The sequence below is a fragment of the Wolbachia endosymbiont of Phyllotreta cruciferae genome (assembly GCF_918697765.1).
In the GTDB taxonomy this organism is placed as follows: Bacteria; Pseudomonadota; Alphaproteobacteria; order Rickettsiales; family Anaplasmataceae; genus Wolbachia; species Wolbachia pipientis.
Map to the genome: position 1 here is coordinate 1668488 of NZ_OU953855.1, position 19284 is coordinate 1687771.

A 19284-nucleotide genomic window follows, 5' to 3' on the forward strand; every position below is an offset into this window, starting at 1 on the left:
TATTACAAATCGTAAAATACTTTCAACATAGGAAAAATAAATTGCATATTTTTCAGTAAATTAGCTATGCTAAACACATGCAAAAACGTCATATAACTATTTGTTTCATACTGCTTTTTATAATAGGGATGTTATTCCTGATGCGTACTATGATTTTTCCATGTTTAATATCTATTATTATTGCATATTTGTTTAATCCGCTAGTAATTAAGTTTGAAAAGTATAGAATACCACGTTCATGTTCTGTAATTTTTATAATACTTGTTTTATTAATAGCTTTTATACTAGTCATAACATTTGTTTTACCTATTATATATGTTCAAATTACTTCAATATTAAATTTCTTAGTGAGTAAAGTGCCTTCATTAGAGCTTAAAGTAATCCCCTCTGTATTAGAATTTCTTAATATAAAAATCGAGGATAGCTTATTTGATCACTTATCTAAAAATCTAGCAGAAAATTACAGCAACTATGTATCTTATTTCATGAATGCTCTTGATATTGCTAGTAACTTTATAATCCAAGTGTTAAGTTCAAGCTTTAACACGGTATCATTAATGGTGATTACTCCTGTAGTGTTTTTCTATATATTACGTGATTGGCCTTTAATTATAGAAAAAGCTAATAAATTAATCCCTATTCCTTACAGGGGAAAAATTGCAGATTATTTTTTCAAAGTGGATTTCATTATATCTAATTATCTAAAGGGGCAGGTAAATGTATGTATTGTCATGATGATCTTTTACTCTGTAAGCCTGAGCATAATCGGATTGAAACACTCTATTGTTATTGGAATTTTATCAGGAATGTTAACGTTCATACCTTACGTAGGGCCATTATTATATACCATTATTGGGTTTTTGAGCGCTATCACTCAATTTAGTGGATGGTTTGAAAGTGCTGCTGTTTTGCTATTATTTGGTGTTGGGCAATTAATAGATTCAAACATATTAGTTCCTTTATTAATAGGAAAAAAAGTTCATATACATCCAACTGTAATTATTCTGGGAATTACTATATGCGCTTCATATTTTGGATTTATAGGTATATTACTTTTTATTCCAATAATAGCAATGTTCAATGTATCAGTAGAATATGCAATCAATAAATATTTTAAAAGTGAGCTTTATAAAAACGGCTAACAGACCTTTTGCATAATCAATTTATGGTAAGAGGAGAAATGAGCCCAGAATACCTGACACATTTGAGGAGCGTAAGTAAATTTCTGCGCAAAAATTACTACCAGAAAGAGGTTACGTAAGAGGTTCAACGTGCAATTAAATTTATTTAACAACAATCAAGCTGATTATAGTCGGCAAAATTACATCGTCTTAGATGAAAATAAGCACGTGTATAATTCGGTAGTTAATGATTTATCTTGGAAATGTCTGATTCTTTTTGGACCTAAAAGCTCCGGTAAAACTCATCTTGCTCATATTTGGCAATCAATAAACGATGCAATTTTTATCAATGTGAATAACTTCGTAAGCGAGATTAGGTATAGCGATGCTTTTATTTTAGAAGACGTACAAAACATTAAAGATGAAGCAATGTTATTACATTGTTACAATTACATGAAAGAAAGTGACAAGAGGCTGCTAATCACTTCTTCAATTTCACCAAAAAAGCTTAACTTCAAATTAAGAGATTTAAGTTCTCGAATATTATCAACTATCAGCGTAAAAATTTTGCCTGCAAGCGAGGAATTATTAAGAATTATGCTAATAAAACGATTTTCAGATAAACAGTTAAAAATTGATTTAAAAGTGATTAATTATATTTTAGCAAGAATAGAACGTTCTTTCTATAGCATTGATAAAATTATAGAGAAGATAGATAATGAATCTATAGGGTCGAATGTGACCGTTCCTTTTATTAGCACTTTATTAAAAAAAGATGCCATTTGATTTCTTCTTTTGTAAAGGTGTATATTAAAAATTTATTAACACCCATAACACTAACGTAATTGAAATCTCTATCTGTCCATGTTAGAATTATAATCAATGTTATGTTATAATAAATATAGATAGATACAGCTAAGAAGTATTCTATATTTATAGTAGAGCTCACTTTATAAGGTGTTTTTTATAGATTTAACGTTATAATTTAACTATGATAAGAGTAAGATTAAATTTAAGAAAAAGGTTAAAGCAAAAGTTTGTGATGTTCACTCTATTGATAAATGCTTTATTTGTCTCATATTTTCTCATAAGAAACACAGGGAACACTTCTAATCAAATTATAGCCAAAGAAATAAATATAGGAGCTGATAATGAAAAATAAACAGTCGCAAAATAAAAAAGAAAATATTTACATAACATATTACATAGATGCTTTAGCTTCAGAGAGGTCCGCTACACAAAATACTCTGGAAAGTTATCGTTCGGATTTACACCAGTTTGAAGAATTTTTATTGGAAAGCGGCACTACCTTGGTTGGTGTAAACAAAACCAATATTAAAGATTATGTGAAATCTTTATGTACACAAAAAAAATATAAAAGTAGCTCTATATCAAGAAAAATATCCGCTATGAAAAATTTCTATAAGTGTCTATTTAATGACGGAATAATAGATTTTAATCCAGCGCCGGCTAATGATGCTGAATTAAAGAATCCAAAAGTTTCTCGTCCTTTGCCTAAGTATTTAAGTGTCGAAGAAATATTTTTGCTAATGGACGCAGTGAGAAAATCAGCAAGCGAATCGAATAAAGAGATAAGCAGTAAAAGGCTATGTGCGATTTTAGATATCCTTTACTCTTCTGGAATGCGTGTTTCTGAACTAATTAGTATGAAATTATGTGAAGTGTCGCATTTAATAAACAGTAATAACAAAGAATGCTATATAATAATAAAAGGAAAAAGTGGTAGAGAGAGGCAAATTCTTTTTAATGAACAAGCATTGCAGAGCCTTAGAAATTATTTATCAGTTCGTGACAATCTGCTCTCTAACAGAAAGGAGTCTGATTGGCTATTCCCAGGTGATAAACCTAATAAACCAATTACAAGGCAGAGGGTCGGTCAATTAATGAAGGAGTTAGCAAGAAAATGCAATATTGATGAAAATAAGATCTCTCCACACGTGATTAGGCATTCTTTTGCTACCCATCTACTGGATAGCGGAGCAAATATTGTGTTGATACAGAAAGTTCTTGGCCATACTAACCTTTCTACAACACAAATATATACTCATATTGCTAACGAAAAGTTAAAGGACAAATTAGCTGATTCGCATCCTATTACTCAGATGATCAATAATTAAATTTATTGTTTTTAATTTGTAATAAAGTTAAATTTAAATAAATTTATGTGAGTTTGTGATTTCAAGTTTATTGTTTAATTTCTTTCTTATATTATGGGAGGTATTCTATACTTTCATTACTCTCCCTGTAATTTTCTTTTCTGAGTGTGTAATAACCATTTTCCTCGTCTGTTCGGTGAGAGTTGTATTATTCATGCTGCGTTTATTATGTGGCATTAAATATGAAGTGAGGGGAATGGAAAACATCCCTAAGCAACCTTTTATCATTGCATCTAAACACCAATCTCCATTTGAAACATTTATTTTTATACTACTATTTAGAAAAGCGGTTTTTATTTTAAAACGTGAATTGAAATGGATTCCATTCATTGGTTTGCATCTTATAGCGCTGAAAATGATTTTTATTAACCGTTCAGATGGTATCAGTTCTATACGCCATATAATCAAACTAGCAAAAATGCGTATAAAAGAAAATAGAAGCATAATAATATTTCCTGAAGGTACAAGAACAACTATAAACCAAAATATAAAATATCAACCAGGTATTGCTGCTTTATATAGCGTATTATCTGTTCCTGTGTTACCGGTTGCTTTAAACACTGGTTTGTTTTGGCCAAAAAGCATACTTTCTCTAAGAAAGAATCCCGGAAAGGCAGTAATAGAAATATTGCCCCCAATATATCCTGGGTTAAACAAAAATGAATTCTTGCAAAGTTTAGAAAAAATTATTGAAGAGAGAAGCAGTAGATTAACCATAGGAAAAACTGATATTGCAAATTAACAAAAAAACTTTATAATTAAAAGAAAAGTACAGTATTTTAGGTATTAATATATGGCAAATCATAAGAGTGCTAAAAAAATGATAAAGGTAATAGCAAAGCGCACTTTAATAAATAAGATGCGGAAAAGTAAAACTCGCACCTCTATTAGAAAATTGGTTGATATAATCAAGTCTGGCGACAAAGAAAATGTTGTTCTGGCATTTCGGAATGCTGAATCTAATTTACACAAGTGTGTGAATAAAGGTGTTATTCATAGGAATACTGCTGCGCGTAAAATAAGTCGCTTAAATGCAAAAGTAAAAGCATTGATGACCGCTTAATACGGTTAATGTAAAGTTAACTGTATTAATATATACTCCTCAGTTTGTATATTCTGTATAAAATTTAAGTAGCTTAAGTGATGGATAAAAAAGTGCTATTAGAACTAAGTAATGGATTAAAAATCGAGCTACCTGTATTAAGCGGAACAACAGGTCCTGATGTGTTAAATATCAAGGATTTATATAAGATGACAGGATTATTCACTTACGATCCAGGGTTTGTTTCTACAGCTTCATGCTCTTCTACAATTACATTCATTGATGGAGATGAAGGAGTTCTTAAATATAGGGGACATAATATAGCTGATTTGGCAGAGAATAATAATTTTACTGCTGTGATTTATTTATTGCTCTATGGTGAATTACCCAGTTCAGAGCAACACAAAAAATTTCTTCTCAAAATACAAGAATCATCCAAAGTATCAGAGCAAGTTACAAATGTAATTAAAGCATTTCCAAAAACTGCTCACCCTATGTCAATCTTAGTTGCATGTTTTGCAAGTTTGTCAGCATCTTACCATGAAAAGCATGGCAACAATATCAATGGTGAAGATCTAGATTTTGGAATTTCTGCAATAGCGCAAGTTTCCACAATTATTGCAATGATTTATAGGCATATCAACAATCAGGAATTCATAAATGCTAACAATGAATTAAGTTACAGTGAAAATTTCTTAAAGATGATATTTGGCGATGCTGTTGATAATGATAAAAGCACCCTTTTTGCAAAAGCTCTGGATAAAATATTTACTCTCCATGCTGATCATGAACAGAATGCTTCTACGGCGGCTGTCAGATTGGTGGGATCGGCTGGTTCTAATCTGTTTGCAAGCCTCTCTGCAGGAGTTGCTACACTTTGGGGACCAGCACATGGTGGAGCTAATGAGGCAGTTATAAATATGCTAAAAGAGATAGAGCAAAGTGGAGATATAGATAAATTCATCGAAAAAGCTAAAGATGATAAAGATCCATTTAAATTGATGGGATTTGGACATCGTGTTTATAAAAATTATGATCCGCGCGCGCGTATATTGAAAGGCGCTTGCCATGAGGTTCTAAGTAAACTAGAACAAAATAATGAACTGCTTAAAATTGCAAAAAAACTTGAAGAAATAGCTTTAAAGGATGAATATTTTATTGTGCGTAAGTTATATCCAAATGTTGATTTTTACTCAGGTATAATAATGAATGCTATCGATATTCCCTCAAATATGTTCACGCCTATTTTTGCACTTGCAAGAACCACTGGTTGGGTTACTCAGTGGTATGAAATGATAAATGATAAAGAAACTAAGATCTGTAGACCAAGGCAACTCTATTTTGGTAAATAAATTTATTTTCACTTCATTAGACTTCTTGCATAACCCAAACTAAGTAGAAAAAAGGTGTCATCCGAGTAGCTGACACTGGTTCCTTTACGACGGAAGTGTCCAGAGGTGTCATTCCAGTCTGGAATCCAAAAAAAAGGATGGTGTCATTCCGTATCCGTTCAGACAATGGCGTCAACTTAAGAACTTTCATTAGCAAACTCTCCTAAAGACATGATGGCGTTTGGGCTTATCTACCTTATCGCGGCTATACAATCGTCCCGGTCGGATTTTAACTTTAGCGCGTATACTTGCTCTATCAAAAAGGGCTTGAAAGTTTTTTGGCGCAATAAGTACCTGATAGAGTTTCTGCCTCATTACACCAAATAAAACCGAAAAATTTAAACGATACTCAGCAATTTGATCTGGATTCCAAGGCCCTTGTGCATCACACATATGAAGCGACAATATATTACACATGACTAAGTTTGCCCAAAATTCTTGTAATACAGCCTCTAAATTTACGCCAGAAAAATTCTCTAACTCTGCACCTATTTTGAGTCGTTTATAGCACTCCTCTATATGCCACCTTAATACATAAGCTTTGCTGATATCTTCCAAAGTAAATTTTTCTCGATCAAAAAGTGAAGTAACCAATACCTCTGTTTCTCCGTTGGCTAATGTCAGCACTATTACTCTTACTTTCTGTCCTTTCATTTTATTTTTTAGCTTTTCATTTTCTAATATAAAATCGAAATCTAATTCTCCAGATGCAATTCGTTCCCATAGCTTGCTATAATTTCTTTTTTGCAAGCGAAAAATAAAATCTACTTCCAAATCATAATGCTGCTGAATGAATTTTACTGAAGACGATCATAGATAAATAATAATTTCTTTTGATTTAATGAACGCATTTGAGTGATAACTTCGGGTAATTGCTCTTCCGCCAACGTTTGTTCACCTATATTCCAAGCCGCAAGACGAGCACTACAAATCAGCGAAGTACACAAATCAACAAACAAATTGCCAATGGTGGCATTATACCTGTTGTTCCATTTGGTTTAAAACGGCCAAACTCGGATACAATTTCTTCAGAGCTCGGTAATCGAATACCAGAACCATCTGCTGCAATAAGCCTATAGCCTCTCCAACTCAGGCTCATCTTGATAGGCTGTTTGGATGCTTAAATTCTTTAAAACCTGTATGACAAATCTTATATCTTGCTTTAGAAAAAGCTTGCTTTGAGGGTACATGTCAATGGCTCCATAAGTTCACATTCTATTCCCAAACTTTTTTTAACTAACTTTAAAATCATAGAAAATACTGTCGAAAAAGGAAGTTTTCTTGTTCGTGTAAAACTCAACACAATGGATTCTCTGAAAAGCTTTCGAGTATATTATATTTTTAATTTGTAGAATAAGATTTTCTCCTTTTTGTTTGGTAGAAGTCATAGTTTTAAATCCTCCTGATTAAGTTTTATCGCTATGACTCCCCCACCAGAACCGTGCTTGCAGCTTTCCCGCACACGGCTCCACAATGTAGTATTCACAGCATTTCCTATTTTGTATATAATGAGTAGCATATTCTTGGTTTTGGTAATGGATTAACTTGTAGATAGTGTATAAATTGCTTTGAATTCATACTCTTCTTCTGACTACGTCGGTTTATCCATTTATACGCTAGCTTGATTACCCGCCAGAAGAATTTATTCAACCACCGGTAATTTCCGCTAACTCCGAAGTAGTTATAGTGTCCTGTTAGTTTTGCTTTAAGTATTGACCACCAATCTTTAAGGCTTACTATTACCCACAAATAAAAACATAGTATTGTATTTACTCAAATAATTTAATTTTATTAACCTGAAAGCTTATTAGATTAAAATTATTAAACTAAGAGTTATAATTTTAGCAACTAAAAGCTGTAAATTGCACCATATAAACAGTTATTTCAAGCAAAAGTTATGCCATTAAGAGCTATGCAACAAACATTTATATTTGTGGGTAATAGTAAGTCTTTAAGGTGAACTTTATTTCGGATCTTTTTCACCCATTCTTTGATTTCTTTAAGTTTTCTAGATAGATTTTCTTTCGAGGTTTTATGACCTACCATTACTCTACCTTTACGACTCCTTGTACCATAATGGGTGAATCCTAGAAAGTTGAAACTTTCCGTTTTTCGTTTCTCCCTTATTCCTTGTTGCCACTCCTTTTTGCCAAACTTTACTATTCTTGTTTTGTCTTCAGATATTTCCAGTCCAAATTTTCCTAGCCTTTGTTTCAGTGACTCTAAGAGTTCTCTAGCATCTTTTTCTCTTTCGCAGCAAATCAGGTGATCGTCTGCATACCTAACTAGCTCCATATAACCTTTAGATCTTAGCTTGAATTTCTTTTCAAACCACAAATCCAGCACATAATGCAACTATATATTAGCTAGTATAGGACTTACTATTCCCCCCTGAGGTGTGCCTAGTTCAGTTGCTTCATAATGTCCTGCTTCGACTACTCCTGCCTTAAGAAATCGTTTTACTAACCACAGTATGTTTGGGTCTGTTATCCGTTCTCTCAAGCATCTCATTAGCCATTTGTGCTGGACATTATCAAAGAATTTCTTGATATCAACTTCTACTACATAGTTAGTTGGTCTGTACATAACTGCTTTATTTAGTGCATTTACCGCTTGATGACAGCTTCTACCAGGACGAAAACCATATGAGTTATCCAGAAAGTTAGCTTCATAAATATTTTCTAATATCTTCTTCAGCATTATCTGGACTAACTTATCTTCTGTAGACGGTACTCCAAGCCCGCGTTTCTCTTTGCTTCCAGCTTTTGGTATATATACTCTTTTCACTGGTTGCGGTTGATATCGCTTTCTTTTCATACTATCCACCAGAGTGTTGAGCTTCTCTTCAAGATTTTCTCCATAAGCTTCTACTGTCACCTGGTCTATACCGCATGCTTTGTTATGCTTTAGCTCTTTATAACATTCAGCAAGATTCTCTGCGTTTATCAGATGAATTAACGATTAAATTTCAATCGTTTATCTTGCCTGGCTCTTACTGCTATCTGATTTAGTTTTCTTTGCACGTTATTCCAACCTCCGTTGTATTGGCATAGCAATTCCTAAACCAGTCACTATATTGCTGACCGCTTCCCCTTGTATGTGGCTTTCCCACACTCTGAGTACTATCAATCAGTCCGACTTCCTTTATATCTTCCGTCAGTACTCGCCTTTGTTGACTTGTTCCAACGTACCTTAATAGGAATACAAAGGATCTCCCAAGTTTACGTAAACTCCATCTCAACACGTGATACGGCCTCAGATCCCGATAGAGTGAGTGATAACTTGCCCTATTGTTACCCTTCTTGCTGTCTTCCACTATATGCAACGTGTCGACCTCTATGACATCGAGAATTTCGGGACTCAATACCTTCACTTTCGTTGTACCCTGTGTTGTCCATTCCACTAGCTTTACTACGCTCGTTACCTTACGCAGCATAGTGGTTTGTTCCAGCCTGCTGGCTAGGCTTTGCCTGGGTTGGATTTTCACCAACTGGACTTTACGCACTTTGCTTGGCGCACGCATGTTTCACCTAAAAAACGCGAATTCTGGACTAAGGAAGGAAGAAAGTATAGGAAATAGAAGGCTTTTTGGATTTGATGGAATAGGAAATGAGAGTAGAAAAGATATGAACCAAAAAATTAACAGGGGATCTATGGCGAGTGTGTTCAATTTCTAGTCTATTTTTTAGGTAACCAAAAACAGTCTCAATGATAGACCTTTTTCTCAGTAAAATCTTCTCATTTAGCGAAATTAATGCATTTTTCATACCTTTTTTCACCTTGGTAACAAGTTTCAAACCTCGGTCAAACAGCTTCTGAAAAAGCTCTTTTGCAATATAACCTTTGTCACCAAACAAAAGGCCGGTTAATTTTCCCGTCAGATTTGGCACAGGTATCCTATCATCAACATTGCCTTTTGTTAGCGTAAGTGCATGAATTTCACCATTTTCATTGATTACCATATGTAATTTGAAACCAAAAAACCAGCCGTAAGTACTCTTGCTTAATTTTGCAATTCCAGCAAAAACTTTGTTTTTGGATATTCTTTTTGCATGACAAACTGCAATGGGAGTTGTGTCTATATATGAAATTCCAGTGTTTTCTGACTGTCCACAAAGCCAATGCAACAACATTGCTAAATGCCACAAAACCCTAGGCTTTAGAGCAACAAACCTGGTATATGAAGGCAACTTTGGAAACTCTGATTTGTAGAGCAACGTTAGGTAATGTAGGTAGAAAGTTTTGAAATTTTTACACGGAGATTGTTGATATAGCAGGATTATTGTCATGATTTCGGAGTGCTCAATTTCCGTTATTCTTGTGGGTTTTTTACCATTTGGCAGTAGTTTACCTGCAAAATTTTTCTCTATATCTCTGCAAAAATCATCGACCAAACAAAACAGTTTTGTTATATCTTCCATGGGTAACCTCATCTATTTTTTTATAACTGCTGAGTTTACCCTGTTTTCTTGCCTTTTCTATTCTCCTTTAATCCAGAATTCGCGTTAAAAAGGACACATTTTAAACTTCTTTGTTGAAATAAAATAGAAACAAAAGTGCTGTTTCCTGCGGCTTCTGGATAATTTAATGGTAAAAGTTTTAGAGAGAAATTTTATACACTATCGCTGATATTTTCCTTAAGTTGACGCCATTGCCTGAACACAATGGAGTGCTGTCAGATCCATCCCTAGCATTAACAACACAATTAAATTTATCTGGGTGTTTTTCTTCCATATGTGTTAATACGCACCTAACTGCCTCATAACTGCCACTTTCGGCAAGTGAATGCAACGGCGTATATTTCCATCTACCATAAATAGGATTAAAGTAAAATTCGTCAATTAACTCACCATACTTACTCACATATCCCCAAACAGATGCAACAATAGAATTATCTATTAATACATCATAACTGTTTATCAATTCTAGAGCTTTCCTTAAGACCTCTTCTTCTCGGCCTTTCTCTTGTAATTTTAATCTAGTCACCTTTTGCACTAGTCTGTAAATATTTACTACTCCTTTCCTTAATTTAATCATTGAATATCGATTAAGTAACTCAACAGCATTCCACAACGCTTCTTTATCATTAGCTACTTGCTGTGAAAAGATTTCTTCTATATAAATCTCATTAGGAGAAAAATAGGCCATTATCTCGAGAATGCTCAATGCTTCCGGCCCAAATTTTTTTTGCACTATAGCATCAATTGTAATTTTCCAAGTTATGAAAGTTGCCTTAGCATAACGATCACTTTTATATTCGGACTTAAAGTCAAGTAGCTTCTCTGCTATCTTTTCACACTTTTTCAGATAGCCACCAACTCTAATCCTTTTTCTACCCCTATGACTAAATACAATATTTTCTTCACTAATATATGTAACCGCTAGTTTTAAAGCCTTACTATTACCCACAAATATAAATGTTTGTTGCATAGCTCTTAATGGCATAACTTTTGCTTGAAATAACTGTTTATATGGTGCAATTTACAGCTTTTAGTTGCTAAAATTATAACTCTTAGTTTAATAATTTTAATCTAATAAGCTTTCAGGTTAATAAAATTAAATTATTTGAGTAAATACAATACTATGTTTTTATTTGTGGGTAATAGTAAGTTTTAAAGCCAATTGGGAATATTGTAGTTCCTGTGCCAGCTTTTTTATTTCCTTATTCTGTAAATTGTTTTCTATATTCAAAGCCCTTTTAACAAATTCTAAAGCTTCTATTTCATCAAATTCATCTAATTCTTCTATATCTCCTTCTTCTCTCGCTTTCGATTTTTTGTCACGAGGACCATAAGGTTTCTTATGGGGCCTCTGCTTGTTATTTTGCGCTGTTACAGCTGCATGTATTTCATTCAGTGTTTTACTATCCTTACGCTGTTGTTTTGCTATTTTATCAATTCCTTTATTCCCTTTCTTTACCCCTCGTTCTATCCCACATAGAGTGCTGGCCCATAGCTCCACTTTTTGGAAAAATTCTTTTCCTTCTTCTGGTGTGAGAAAACGCCCTCTTTTATCCTTCATCCAATTTGATATCATTGTGGAAAGGGCATTGAGAACGGAGTCATTATCACCAAAGTATTTGAACCTTCTGGCCAAGTCATCATTTATCTCATTTCTGATTAACTTTTCTAGCTCAACATCACTAGGCAAATTCACTACAAACACTAGCTCATTTAAAAAGCCTTTTATTTCTTCATCGCTTACTTCCCTATCTTCAGCACTCATCCTTTGCTTTAAGTATTGAGCAATATTATTACGTAAGTCTCTAAGCTTATATTTTGCACTATCGCCTATATTCAGAAACTCATCCTGTGTTTCTATTTTTTCGACTGTAATTCCCTTGCTTGCTAGACTTTCATAGTCAAAATCAACATTTATAACAATAAAAAAATCCTTTATTTTATCCTTGAATTCTTCATTACCTTGAATTTCTAAAAAGGCAGCAAAATGTTTTACTAAGTTAAGTTCACCACTTTTTGTCAATAAGTCGCCTACACAGATCTTCTTGCTGCCATCTTGTTTATGTTTAACTTGTATAAGCATACATACTGTTGTCCCATTTTGCTCATACCGGAAAACAATATCGTCAAAACCTGCAGCTGAACTCATTTCCGTGGCTAAGCGGAAAAAGTACTTTCTATTCACTGCACGTCTAAAAAACAGCATTAGCCACAATTTTTGATAGTCAATACCATGAATAAAGTTTTTCGCCCCTCCAGTAGGATAAGTTTCAGGCATCCTCAGCCTCACGTAATTTTAAAAATAGTACCAACAAATGGTAAAAAAGTTATATGTCATGATATACAGATATCGTAGCGTAAATCTGAGAATATCTACGAGATGTGCTGTTATGTAAATAAAAAAATGTGACTAATTACTTAATCTCTCACTCAAAATTGAATTCACCACATCAGGGCTGGCTTTTCCTTTGGTAAGTTTCATAACTTCGCCGACAAAGAATCCGTATAACTTTGTTTTACCGCTTTTGTATTCTTGAACTTTATCTTGGTTGTTATTGACGATTGTGTCGATAACTCCTGATATTTGACCTCTATCGGTTATTTGTTTTAGGTCTTGCTCTTCTATAATTAAAGATGCAGGTTTGCCAGTTTCAAACATACTATCGAATACCTGTTTGCCAAGTTTAGCAGAGATTGTTTCATCAACGATAAAATCCAAGAGTTCGGACAAAGCATTTGCTTTGATTGGGGAGCTCACAATATCAATATTTGCTTTATTTAAACGACCGAAAAGCTCTACAGTTAACCAGGTGACCGCGAGCTTTGAATCATGTTTTTTTATCAATTCCTCAAAGTAATCAGCAATCGCCTTATCGGAAGTAATGACGTTTGCATCGTATTCGTTGATACCCAATTCTTCAATGTATCGCAGCTTTTTTTGATCTGGTAACTCGGGCAAAGATGATTTAATAGAATCGATTTTATCCTGGCTTACCTCAATTGGCAACAAATCAGGCTCAGGGAAGTATCTATAGTCGCTTGCATCCTCTTTGCTTCTCATCACTTTTGTTTTTCCCGAAGCAACATCAAACAATAAGGTATCTTGACTTATTTCTTCCCCACTTTCTAAAATTTCAATTTGTCTTTGTATTTCATAGTCTATAGCTTGCACAATATAACGTATCGAGTTCAGATTTTTTATCTCACAACGAGTGCCAAGTGCGCTACTGCCTTTTAGGCGGACAGAAACATTTGCATCACAACGAAGTGATCCCTTTTCCATATCACCATCACACGAACCAATGTAACGCAAAATCTGCCTCAATTTTTTCATGCATTCTGCAGCTTCTGCAGATGAACGGAGATCTGGTTCTGAAACAATTTCCATTAAAGCAACCCCTGCACGATTTAAATCTACATAAGTTTTGCTTTCCTCATGAACGCTCTTTCCTGCATCTTGCTCTAAATGAATTCTCGCGATTCTTATTTCTTTTTCATTATCGTTGATAAATACTCTACCGTTTTTAACTATCGGCTCAAAAAACTGGGTTATCTGGTAACCTTGTGGTAAATCAGGATAAAAATAATTTTTCCGATCAAAGTAAGAATACTTATTAATTTCTGCAGAAAGTGCAAGACCAGTGCGTATTGCTTGCTCTATGCAGTAATAATTTAGTATTGGCAGCGTACCTGGCATTGCCGCATCAACTAGAGAAACTTGAGTGTTATGCTCAGCACCAAATTCCGTTGATGAGCTAGAAAATAGCTTCGTATTAGAAGAAACTTGAGCGTGTACCTCAAGCCCAATTACCGCTTCCCAATCCTCTTTCGTCATGTATTTTATTTAAATGATAATCTTAATATTCTGCAAAATTAGCACAAAAAGTCAAAACAAAACTCATGTTAGCTAAGTGGTATGCAGATTGTTTTACCCATAGAAACGGGTTAAATGCAAAAGATTACTTGACAAGCTTCGCCAGCCCTCTTATCATAAAATTGAAGCTATTTATTTATCTTCTCTGTACAGATTAAATGACAAAAAAACTCACGTATCTGGCGTCTCATGTTTAATTTTTTGCACTATGTGCACCTTATGTCTTTATAAAACTTCTACCTACATAAGCTGAAACGCGCTTATAAAGCGTTTAAAACATAAAAAAACGCCAACTTAAAAAATGGATAGTGAATAACTAGCTACCCTAGGGTTTCTTTTGCCTTTTTTTCTGTTTAGTAAATTTCTTAACGTTTATAATTTAGATTAGTTGCGGTTTAAAAGCAACTGAATCGCGGTTATTAAGTGTTTAGAATAAAAAAACGCCATACTTGAAAGTATAATGTAAGTAATTAGCCAACCACGGGGCTTCTTTTGCCTTTTTTTTCGTTTGGTAAATTTCTTAATGTTTGTAGCTAAACGATAACCGTCATCCCGCTACTTGTTAGCGGCCGAGATACCGCGAATGAATTGCGGTATGACGTAGGATTGCTGTCATTCCAGTGCCAAGCACTGGGATCCAGCCTTTATTATTTGGTTGAAATTAAGTCTTCTGGATCCCAGTGGGCTTTGTTGCATCGCTCAAGTGAAAAGAACTGGCAGTTACTGACAAAATTCATTATAAATAGCCATTTAACTGTTGAAGAAAAAATATGCCACAAAAAATGAGAGTCAGTAACTGCCATGAATATAACAAATTTCTCCAAGAAAGAGGAAGCATTTTTTGTTATATCAATGACGCCATAGAAAATTGGTACGAGAATTGTCCAAAAATGCAGGGCGGCAACTATATTTATAGTGATAAAGTTGTGATTTTGGTGCATATAATCGTCAGTTTCTTTAGAATTGGTTTAAGACAAACAGTCGGGTTTATAAAAGGGTATTTGCAACAAATAGGAAGAGATTTGGCAGTTATCAGCTATTCACAAGCATCAAGAAGGTTTAAGAAACTTAATATTAAGATAAATGATTGCAGAATTGATAAAAATAATATGGAAGATATCGAAATTGCTATAGACAGTACAGGAATTAGTATATACAACAACACTCCTGGTCACAGCAAGGAAAATAGCACTGACAGAAAATATCGTGGCTATGAGCAAACGAGAAAATTGCACGTAATGTTGAATATAAACAACAAAAAAGCCATAGCTGTAAAATACAGTAACGGTGTCTACTCTGATCACTATGGAGCTTGTGATTTGCTAAAAGAAGTTGATTTTCAGCATGCCATAAAAGCACTATATGCAGATAGAGCATGTGATAGGCACAAGTTTTATAAGTTGTGTAACAAATATGATATAAAGACAAAAATTCCACCAATAAACAATGCGGCAGAACATCCAGAAATAGATTATATGTCTGACAGGAATGCTGCTATTAGGTTAATAAAATTATACGGTGAAGATGGCATGAAAGAATGGAAAAAAGAAGTAAATTATGGGAAAAGATCTTATATTGAAGGGTTTTTCTCAAGATTAAAGCAAATATTCGGATTTAGTTTTAGGAATAAATCTGAGATAAATCGAGAAAAAGAACTGCTAATCAAATGCTATTTGCTTAATAAATTCACTGATATTGGTATGGCTAAATTTGAGATAGTTACATGAATTTACCATAAATCACCATCTCATAAAGTGTGATGCAACAAAGCCCGCTGGAATCCAGTTGAGCTATTTCAACAAAAATACTGCATTTTGAGATGAACGTCTATTCTCACCAGACTTATTTACAAGTATAACAATTAAAGTCTGGATTCCAGTGTCAAGCACTGGAATGACATCATAGGGGCACTGCCCATAAGTGTTGAAAGTAACACAAAAAAGACATAAAGAACTATTATTGCAAGAAAATGGAGGCAATAATGGATCAAATAGAAAGAGTACTAAATTTAATAAAAGATGAGGATTTAGAAAGGCTAGGAAAATTAAGTGAAGTAGATAAATGTAATACTAAATTGTTGGGCAAGATTATATTTAAAGGTCTAATGAAGTTAATATTAATGGGGCAAAAAACAAGCCTAAGAGCGCTAGAAATGGTAATAAACAGGTGTATAATGGATAAGAATAGCGATAAAAGTACAGTAACATACAGTGGTTTGTCAAAAAGGTTAAAAGTTATAAATCCAGAATATTTTAAGGGAGTATATATTGATTTGATGAGCAAGATTAAAAAGCTATTACCCCAAAAAACATCAAATAACTTACATAAGTTTGATTCGACGATCATAAATTTATCGGGATATCTCATAAAAGATGGGCTAAAAATAGGCGGTAAAAGTAACGACAGTCAAGTTAAAGTGAGTGTAGGATTAAAGGATCAATTGCCGACAAGTATAAGATTTTGTAAAGGACAAGAAGAAAGTAGTGAAGATATAGCATTAGTGAGAGCAATTAATGAAGCTAAAGTTGAAAAAGAGGATATTTTATTATTTGATAGAGGAATCAGAAAAGTTGGAACTTTTGCCGAATTTGATGAAAAGGAGTACAAATTTATCACAAGAGTTAAAGTAGGAAGAAAACATGATGTTATAAGCAGGAACAAAGTTATAAGAGAACAAAAATCGGATGGATCAGAGATTTTAGAAGATATAATAGTTAATCTTTATCGTGCACGAGGTAAAGTGGCAGAAAAGCATGATCTACGGCTAATAAAAATCAGAAATAAAATTGGAGATGAAATATGGTTTTTGACAAACTTGTTTGAAATGCCAGCTTATGAAGTAACAGAGCTATATAGGCGCAGATGGGATATAGAAGTGTTCTTTAAATTTATAAAGCAAAATCTTGGATATAAGCACTTTTTAAGCCATACTATGAATGGCATGAAGGTGTATATTTACATGATTATTATTACGGCTTTGTTATTTCTTGTTTATAAAATCAAAAATAATCTACATGGGTTCAAAATAGCATTACTGCAATTCACATTGGATCTAAATGACTCTTTTATACGTTCGATTGTTTTACTGTCGGGAGGTAATTTACATGCCGTTGATCATCTCATATCACGTTATTTTTGATACTTTCAACACTTATGGGGCACTGCCCTTTTGGATGGAAACCAGTGTCAGCTACTTAGATGATACCTTTTTTCTACTTAGTTTGGGTTATGCAAGAAGTCTATTGCATTCCTGAGCAATTTGATTCATTATTCTTTTTGTAAAAAATTTTCTTAACTTTCTCTCCACTTTTTTGGTAAGGTCACTTTAAAGGAAGTCTAATAGATGCTACATAGAAATCCAGATGAGTTTCTAAAGTCTATTCCAAAAAATAAGCGCATAATGTGCCTTGACATGGGAGAAAAGCAAATAGGCATAGCATTTAGCGATAAAACACAGCTCATAGCCACAGCTCATAGCATATATCACAGAAAAAATATGAGCAAAGATTTAGGTTATCTGCATAGAATATTCAAAGAAAATGAATCTGGATCAATGGTAATAGGACTACCATTAAAAATGGACGAGCAAGAAACTAAATGGTGTAAAACTATAATCCAATTCGCAAATAAAATAATAAAAAAATATAAAGTAAATATATACTTACAAGACGAAAGCTTCTCAACATCTATCGCAACTCATACACTAAAAATTACTGGAATATCAATCACAAAATCGAAAAAAATAGATGATAAAATCTCCGCATGTATTATTTTGCAACGAACGTTAGACAAGATAAATACAATCAAATAGTTTTTCCAGATCTGGAAATCTTCAAACTGAATCCCATATAAAAGTTACTCAACAAAACAAGAACCTTTCGTATAAGCATGACAAATTGCTACAGCAAGAGCGTCAGCAGCATGGTGGCATTTTATACTCAAGTTTTTAACTATTTGCTTCACCATAAATATAATCTGATCCTTATCAGCATGGCCATTTCCGGTAATGCTTTTTTTTACATAGTTTGCATCATATTCATTCATAGTTAGCTTTGTTATTTTTAACGCTAAAATTACAACCCCTCTTGCATATCCTAAAGTTAGTGAAGATTTAGGATTTTTATTAACAAAAATTTTCTCCACCGCAGCTTCATTCGGAGAGTATAGGGAAATTACTTTCTTTAATTGTTCAAAAATTATATGTAGGCGTTCACCTGTACCCAATTTACCATCAGTTGATATGGTACCGCCGCCCAAAAATTCAATATTATTTTTTTCGTTCAGGCTGATAATGGCCCACCCAGTCTTGCTTATTCCTGGATCTAGACCTATTATTTTAACCACTTAATAAACGCTTAACCAATAGACAAACAAAAATAAAAATATCCAGACTACATCTACAAAGTGCCAATACCAGGAGGCAAACTCAAAGCACAAATGGTCCTGAAGTGTAAATTGGCCTTTCCGTGCTCTAAATAAACACACTGATAAAAATATTATTCCTATTATAACGTGTGCGCAGTGAAAACCGGTAATCATATAAAAATTGGATGTATAAATAAGCTTTTCTCCTGTTTCTTGTAGAGAAAAACTCGCTTCATGATACTCTATTGCTTGCACTATTATAAAAAAAACCCCAAGCAATATAGTTATGGACAGCATTTTAATCATGCTCTTTTTATCATTTTTAAGTAAAGAGTGATTTGCCCAAGTAATTGTTGTACCAGAAAGCAATAATATTAATGTATTCATGAATGGTAGTGACCACGGATCAGGTGGCAAAATTCCCTCAGGGGGCCATTCAACTTTTTTTGCAGGAGAAAACGCCTCAAATAAAAAAACTGGATCAAGCCAGGCTTTAAAGAATGAACAAAAGAACACTATAAAAAATACGACCTCCGAGAGAATAAATAAGTACATTGCAAATTTGAGTCCATGTTTTACAATGGCAGTGTGACATTTGTCATAAATGGCCTCCCTTATTACATCTCTCCACCAATAAAACAGCACCCCTGATACTGCGGAGATTCCCAAAACTAAACAAAACATTCCGACAATTTGTTTATGAAGCGCGCCAACTAATCCAAGTGCAAGAATAAGAATTGCTGCTGATACAGCAATTGGCCAAGGGCTTGGATCCACTAAATGAAAATCATGTTCTTTACTTTTCATAGCATTTTAAAAAATACTTATTAAGGATACAAATTAGCTTAAAATTG

17 protein-coding genes and 2 pseudogenes are annotated in these 19284 nt (G+C 33.6%); 10 read left to right on the forward strand and 9 right to left on the reverse strand.

Annotation, left to right across the window (positions count from 1 at the left end):
- Positions 1-77 precede the first annotated feature (77 nt).
- The 6 genes from NL281_RS07750 (at position 78) to NL281_RS07775 (ending at position 5692) form a co-directional block, all read left to right on the forward strand.
- A complete protein-coding gene (locus NL281_RS07750; protein WP_077188603.1) occupies positions 78-1142 on the forward strand; it encodes an AI-2E family transporter in 1065 nt (354 codons plus the stop codon).
- A gap of 129 nt (positions 1143-1271) precedes the next feature.
- Positions 1272-1907 (forward strand): DnaA ATPase domain-containing protein, encoded by a 636-nt coding sequence (locus NL281_RS07755; RefSeq protein ID WP_077188602.1) that lies wholly within the window; start codon positions 1272-1274, stop codon positions 1905-1907.
- 365 nt (positions 1908-2272) lie between these two features.
- Complete coding sequence (locus NL281_RS07760) at positions 2273-3259, forward strand: tyrosine recombinase (protein ID WP_253303296.1); 987 nt, start codon at positions 2273-2275, stop codon at positions 3257-3259.
- Between the two features lie 55 nt (positions 3260-3314).
- Complete coding sequence (locus NL281_RS07765; protein ID WP_010963063.1) at positions 3315-4040, forward strand: lysophospholipid acyltransferase family protein; 726 nt, start codon at positions 3315-3317, stop codon at positions 4038-4040.
- Between the two features lie 51 nt (positions 4041-4091).
- Positions 4092-4361: a 30S ribosomal protein S20 gene (gene rpsT / locus NL281_RS07770; RefSeq protein ID WP_012673338.1), complete on the forward strand. Its 270-nt coding sequence runs from the start codon at positions 4092-4094 to the stop codon at positions 4359-4361.
- 80 nt (positions 4362-4441) lie between these two features.
- Complete coding sequence (locus NL281_RS07775; RefSeq protein WP_077188600.1) at positions 4442-5692, forward strand: citrate synthase; 1251 nt, start codon at positions 4442-4444, stop codon at positions 5690-5692.
- Between the two features lie 189 nt (positions 5693-5881).
- Here NL281_RS07775 and NL281_RS07780 read toward each other — a convergent pair.
- From NL281_RS07780 to gatB, 7 genes and pseudogenes are all read right to left on the reverse strand, one after another.
- Positions 5882-7119: pseudogene (locus tag NL281_RS07780) on the reverse strand (IS4 family transposase).
- A gap of 106 nt (positions 7120-7225) precedes the next feature.
- Positions 7226-7480, reverse strand: a complete 255-nt coding sequence (locus NL281_RS09380; RefSeq protein WP_253303193.1) for a hypothetical protein — start codon at positions 7478-7480, stop codon at positions 7226-7228.
- 135 nt (positions 7481-7615) lie between these two features.
- Positions 7616-8548: pseudogene (gene ltrA, locus NL281_RS07790) on the reverse strand (group II intron reverse transcriptase/maturase).
- Between the two features lie 734 nt (positions 8549-9282).
- Positions 9283-10152: an IS982 family transposase gene (locus NL281_RS07795; protein WP_253303228.1), complete on the reverse strand. Its 870-nt coding sequence runs from the start codon at positions 10150-10152 to the stop codon at positions 9283-9285.
- 178 nt (positions 10153-10330) lie between these two features.
- Positions 10331-11176: a hypothetical protein gene (locus tag NL281_RS07800; RefSeq protein WP_253303297.1), complete on the reverse strand. Its 846-nt coding sequence runs from the start codon at positions 11174-11176 to the stop codon at positions 10331-10333.
- Between the two features lie 144 nt (positions 11177-11320).
- Entirely contained in the window at positions 11321-12469 is a 1149-nt protein-coding gene (locus tag NL281_RS07805; RefSeq protein WP_253303298.1) for a hypothetical protein, read from the reverse strand.
- A gap of 132 nt (positions 12470-12601) precedes the next feature.
- Positions 12602-14026: an Asp-tRNA(Asn)/Glu-tRNA(Gln) amidotransferase subunit GatB gene (gene gatB / locus NL281_RS07810; protein ID WP_253303299.1), complete on the reverse strand. Its 1425-nt coding sequence runs from the start codon at positions 14024-14026 to the stop codon at positions 12602-12604.
- 690 nt (positions 14027-14716) lie between these two features.
- Here gatB and NL281_RS08530 point away from each other — a divergent pair.
- The 4 genes from NL281_RS08530 (at position 14717) to ruvX (ending at position 17876) form a co-directional block, all read left to right on the forward strand.
- Positions 14717-14851 (forward strand): hypothetical protein, encoded by a 135-nt coding sequence (locus NL281_RS08530; protein ID WP_256469368.1) that lies wholly within the window; start codon positions 14717-14719, stop codon positions 14849-14851.
- The gene (locus NL281_RS07815; RefSeq protein WP_253303014.1) at positions 14836-15792 is read left to right on the forward strand and encodes an IS5 family transposase; all 957 of its coding nucleotides are present in this window, start codon (positions 14836-14838) and stop codon (positions 15790-15792) included. Before NL281_RS08530 ends, NL281_RS07815 begins: the two co-directional genes overlap by 16 nt.
- 242 nt (positions 15793-16034) lie before the next feature.
- Entirely contained in the window at positions 16035-17204 is a 1170-nt protein-coding gene (locus NL281_RS07820) for an IS4 family transposase (protein WP_253303197.1), read from the forward strand.
- Positions 17205-17408: 204 nt separating this feature from the next.
- Positions 17409-17876, forward strand: a complete 468-nt coding sequence (gene ruvX, locus NL281_RS07825) for a Holliday junction resolvase RuvX (RefSeq protein WP_253303300.1) — start codon at positions 17409-17411, stop codon at positions 17874-17876.
- A gap of 44 nt (positions 17877-17920) precedes the next feature.
- On the opposite strand, the gene ruvC is transcribed toward ruvX, so the two are convergent.
- Positions 17921-18409: a crossover junction endodeoxyribonuclease RuvC gene (ruvC, locus tag NL281_RS07830; RefSeq protein ID WP_038199503.1), complete on the reverse strand. Its 489-nt coding sequence runs from the start codon at positions 18407-18409 to the stop codon at positions 17921-17923.
- Positions 18410-19237, reverse strand: coding sequence for a cytochrome c oxidase subunit 3 (locus NL281_RS07835; protein WP_006279354.1), 828 nt, complete (start codon positions 19235-19237; stop codon positions 18410-18412).
- Positions 19238-19284 lie beyond the last annotated feature (47 nt).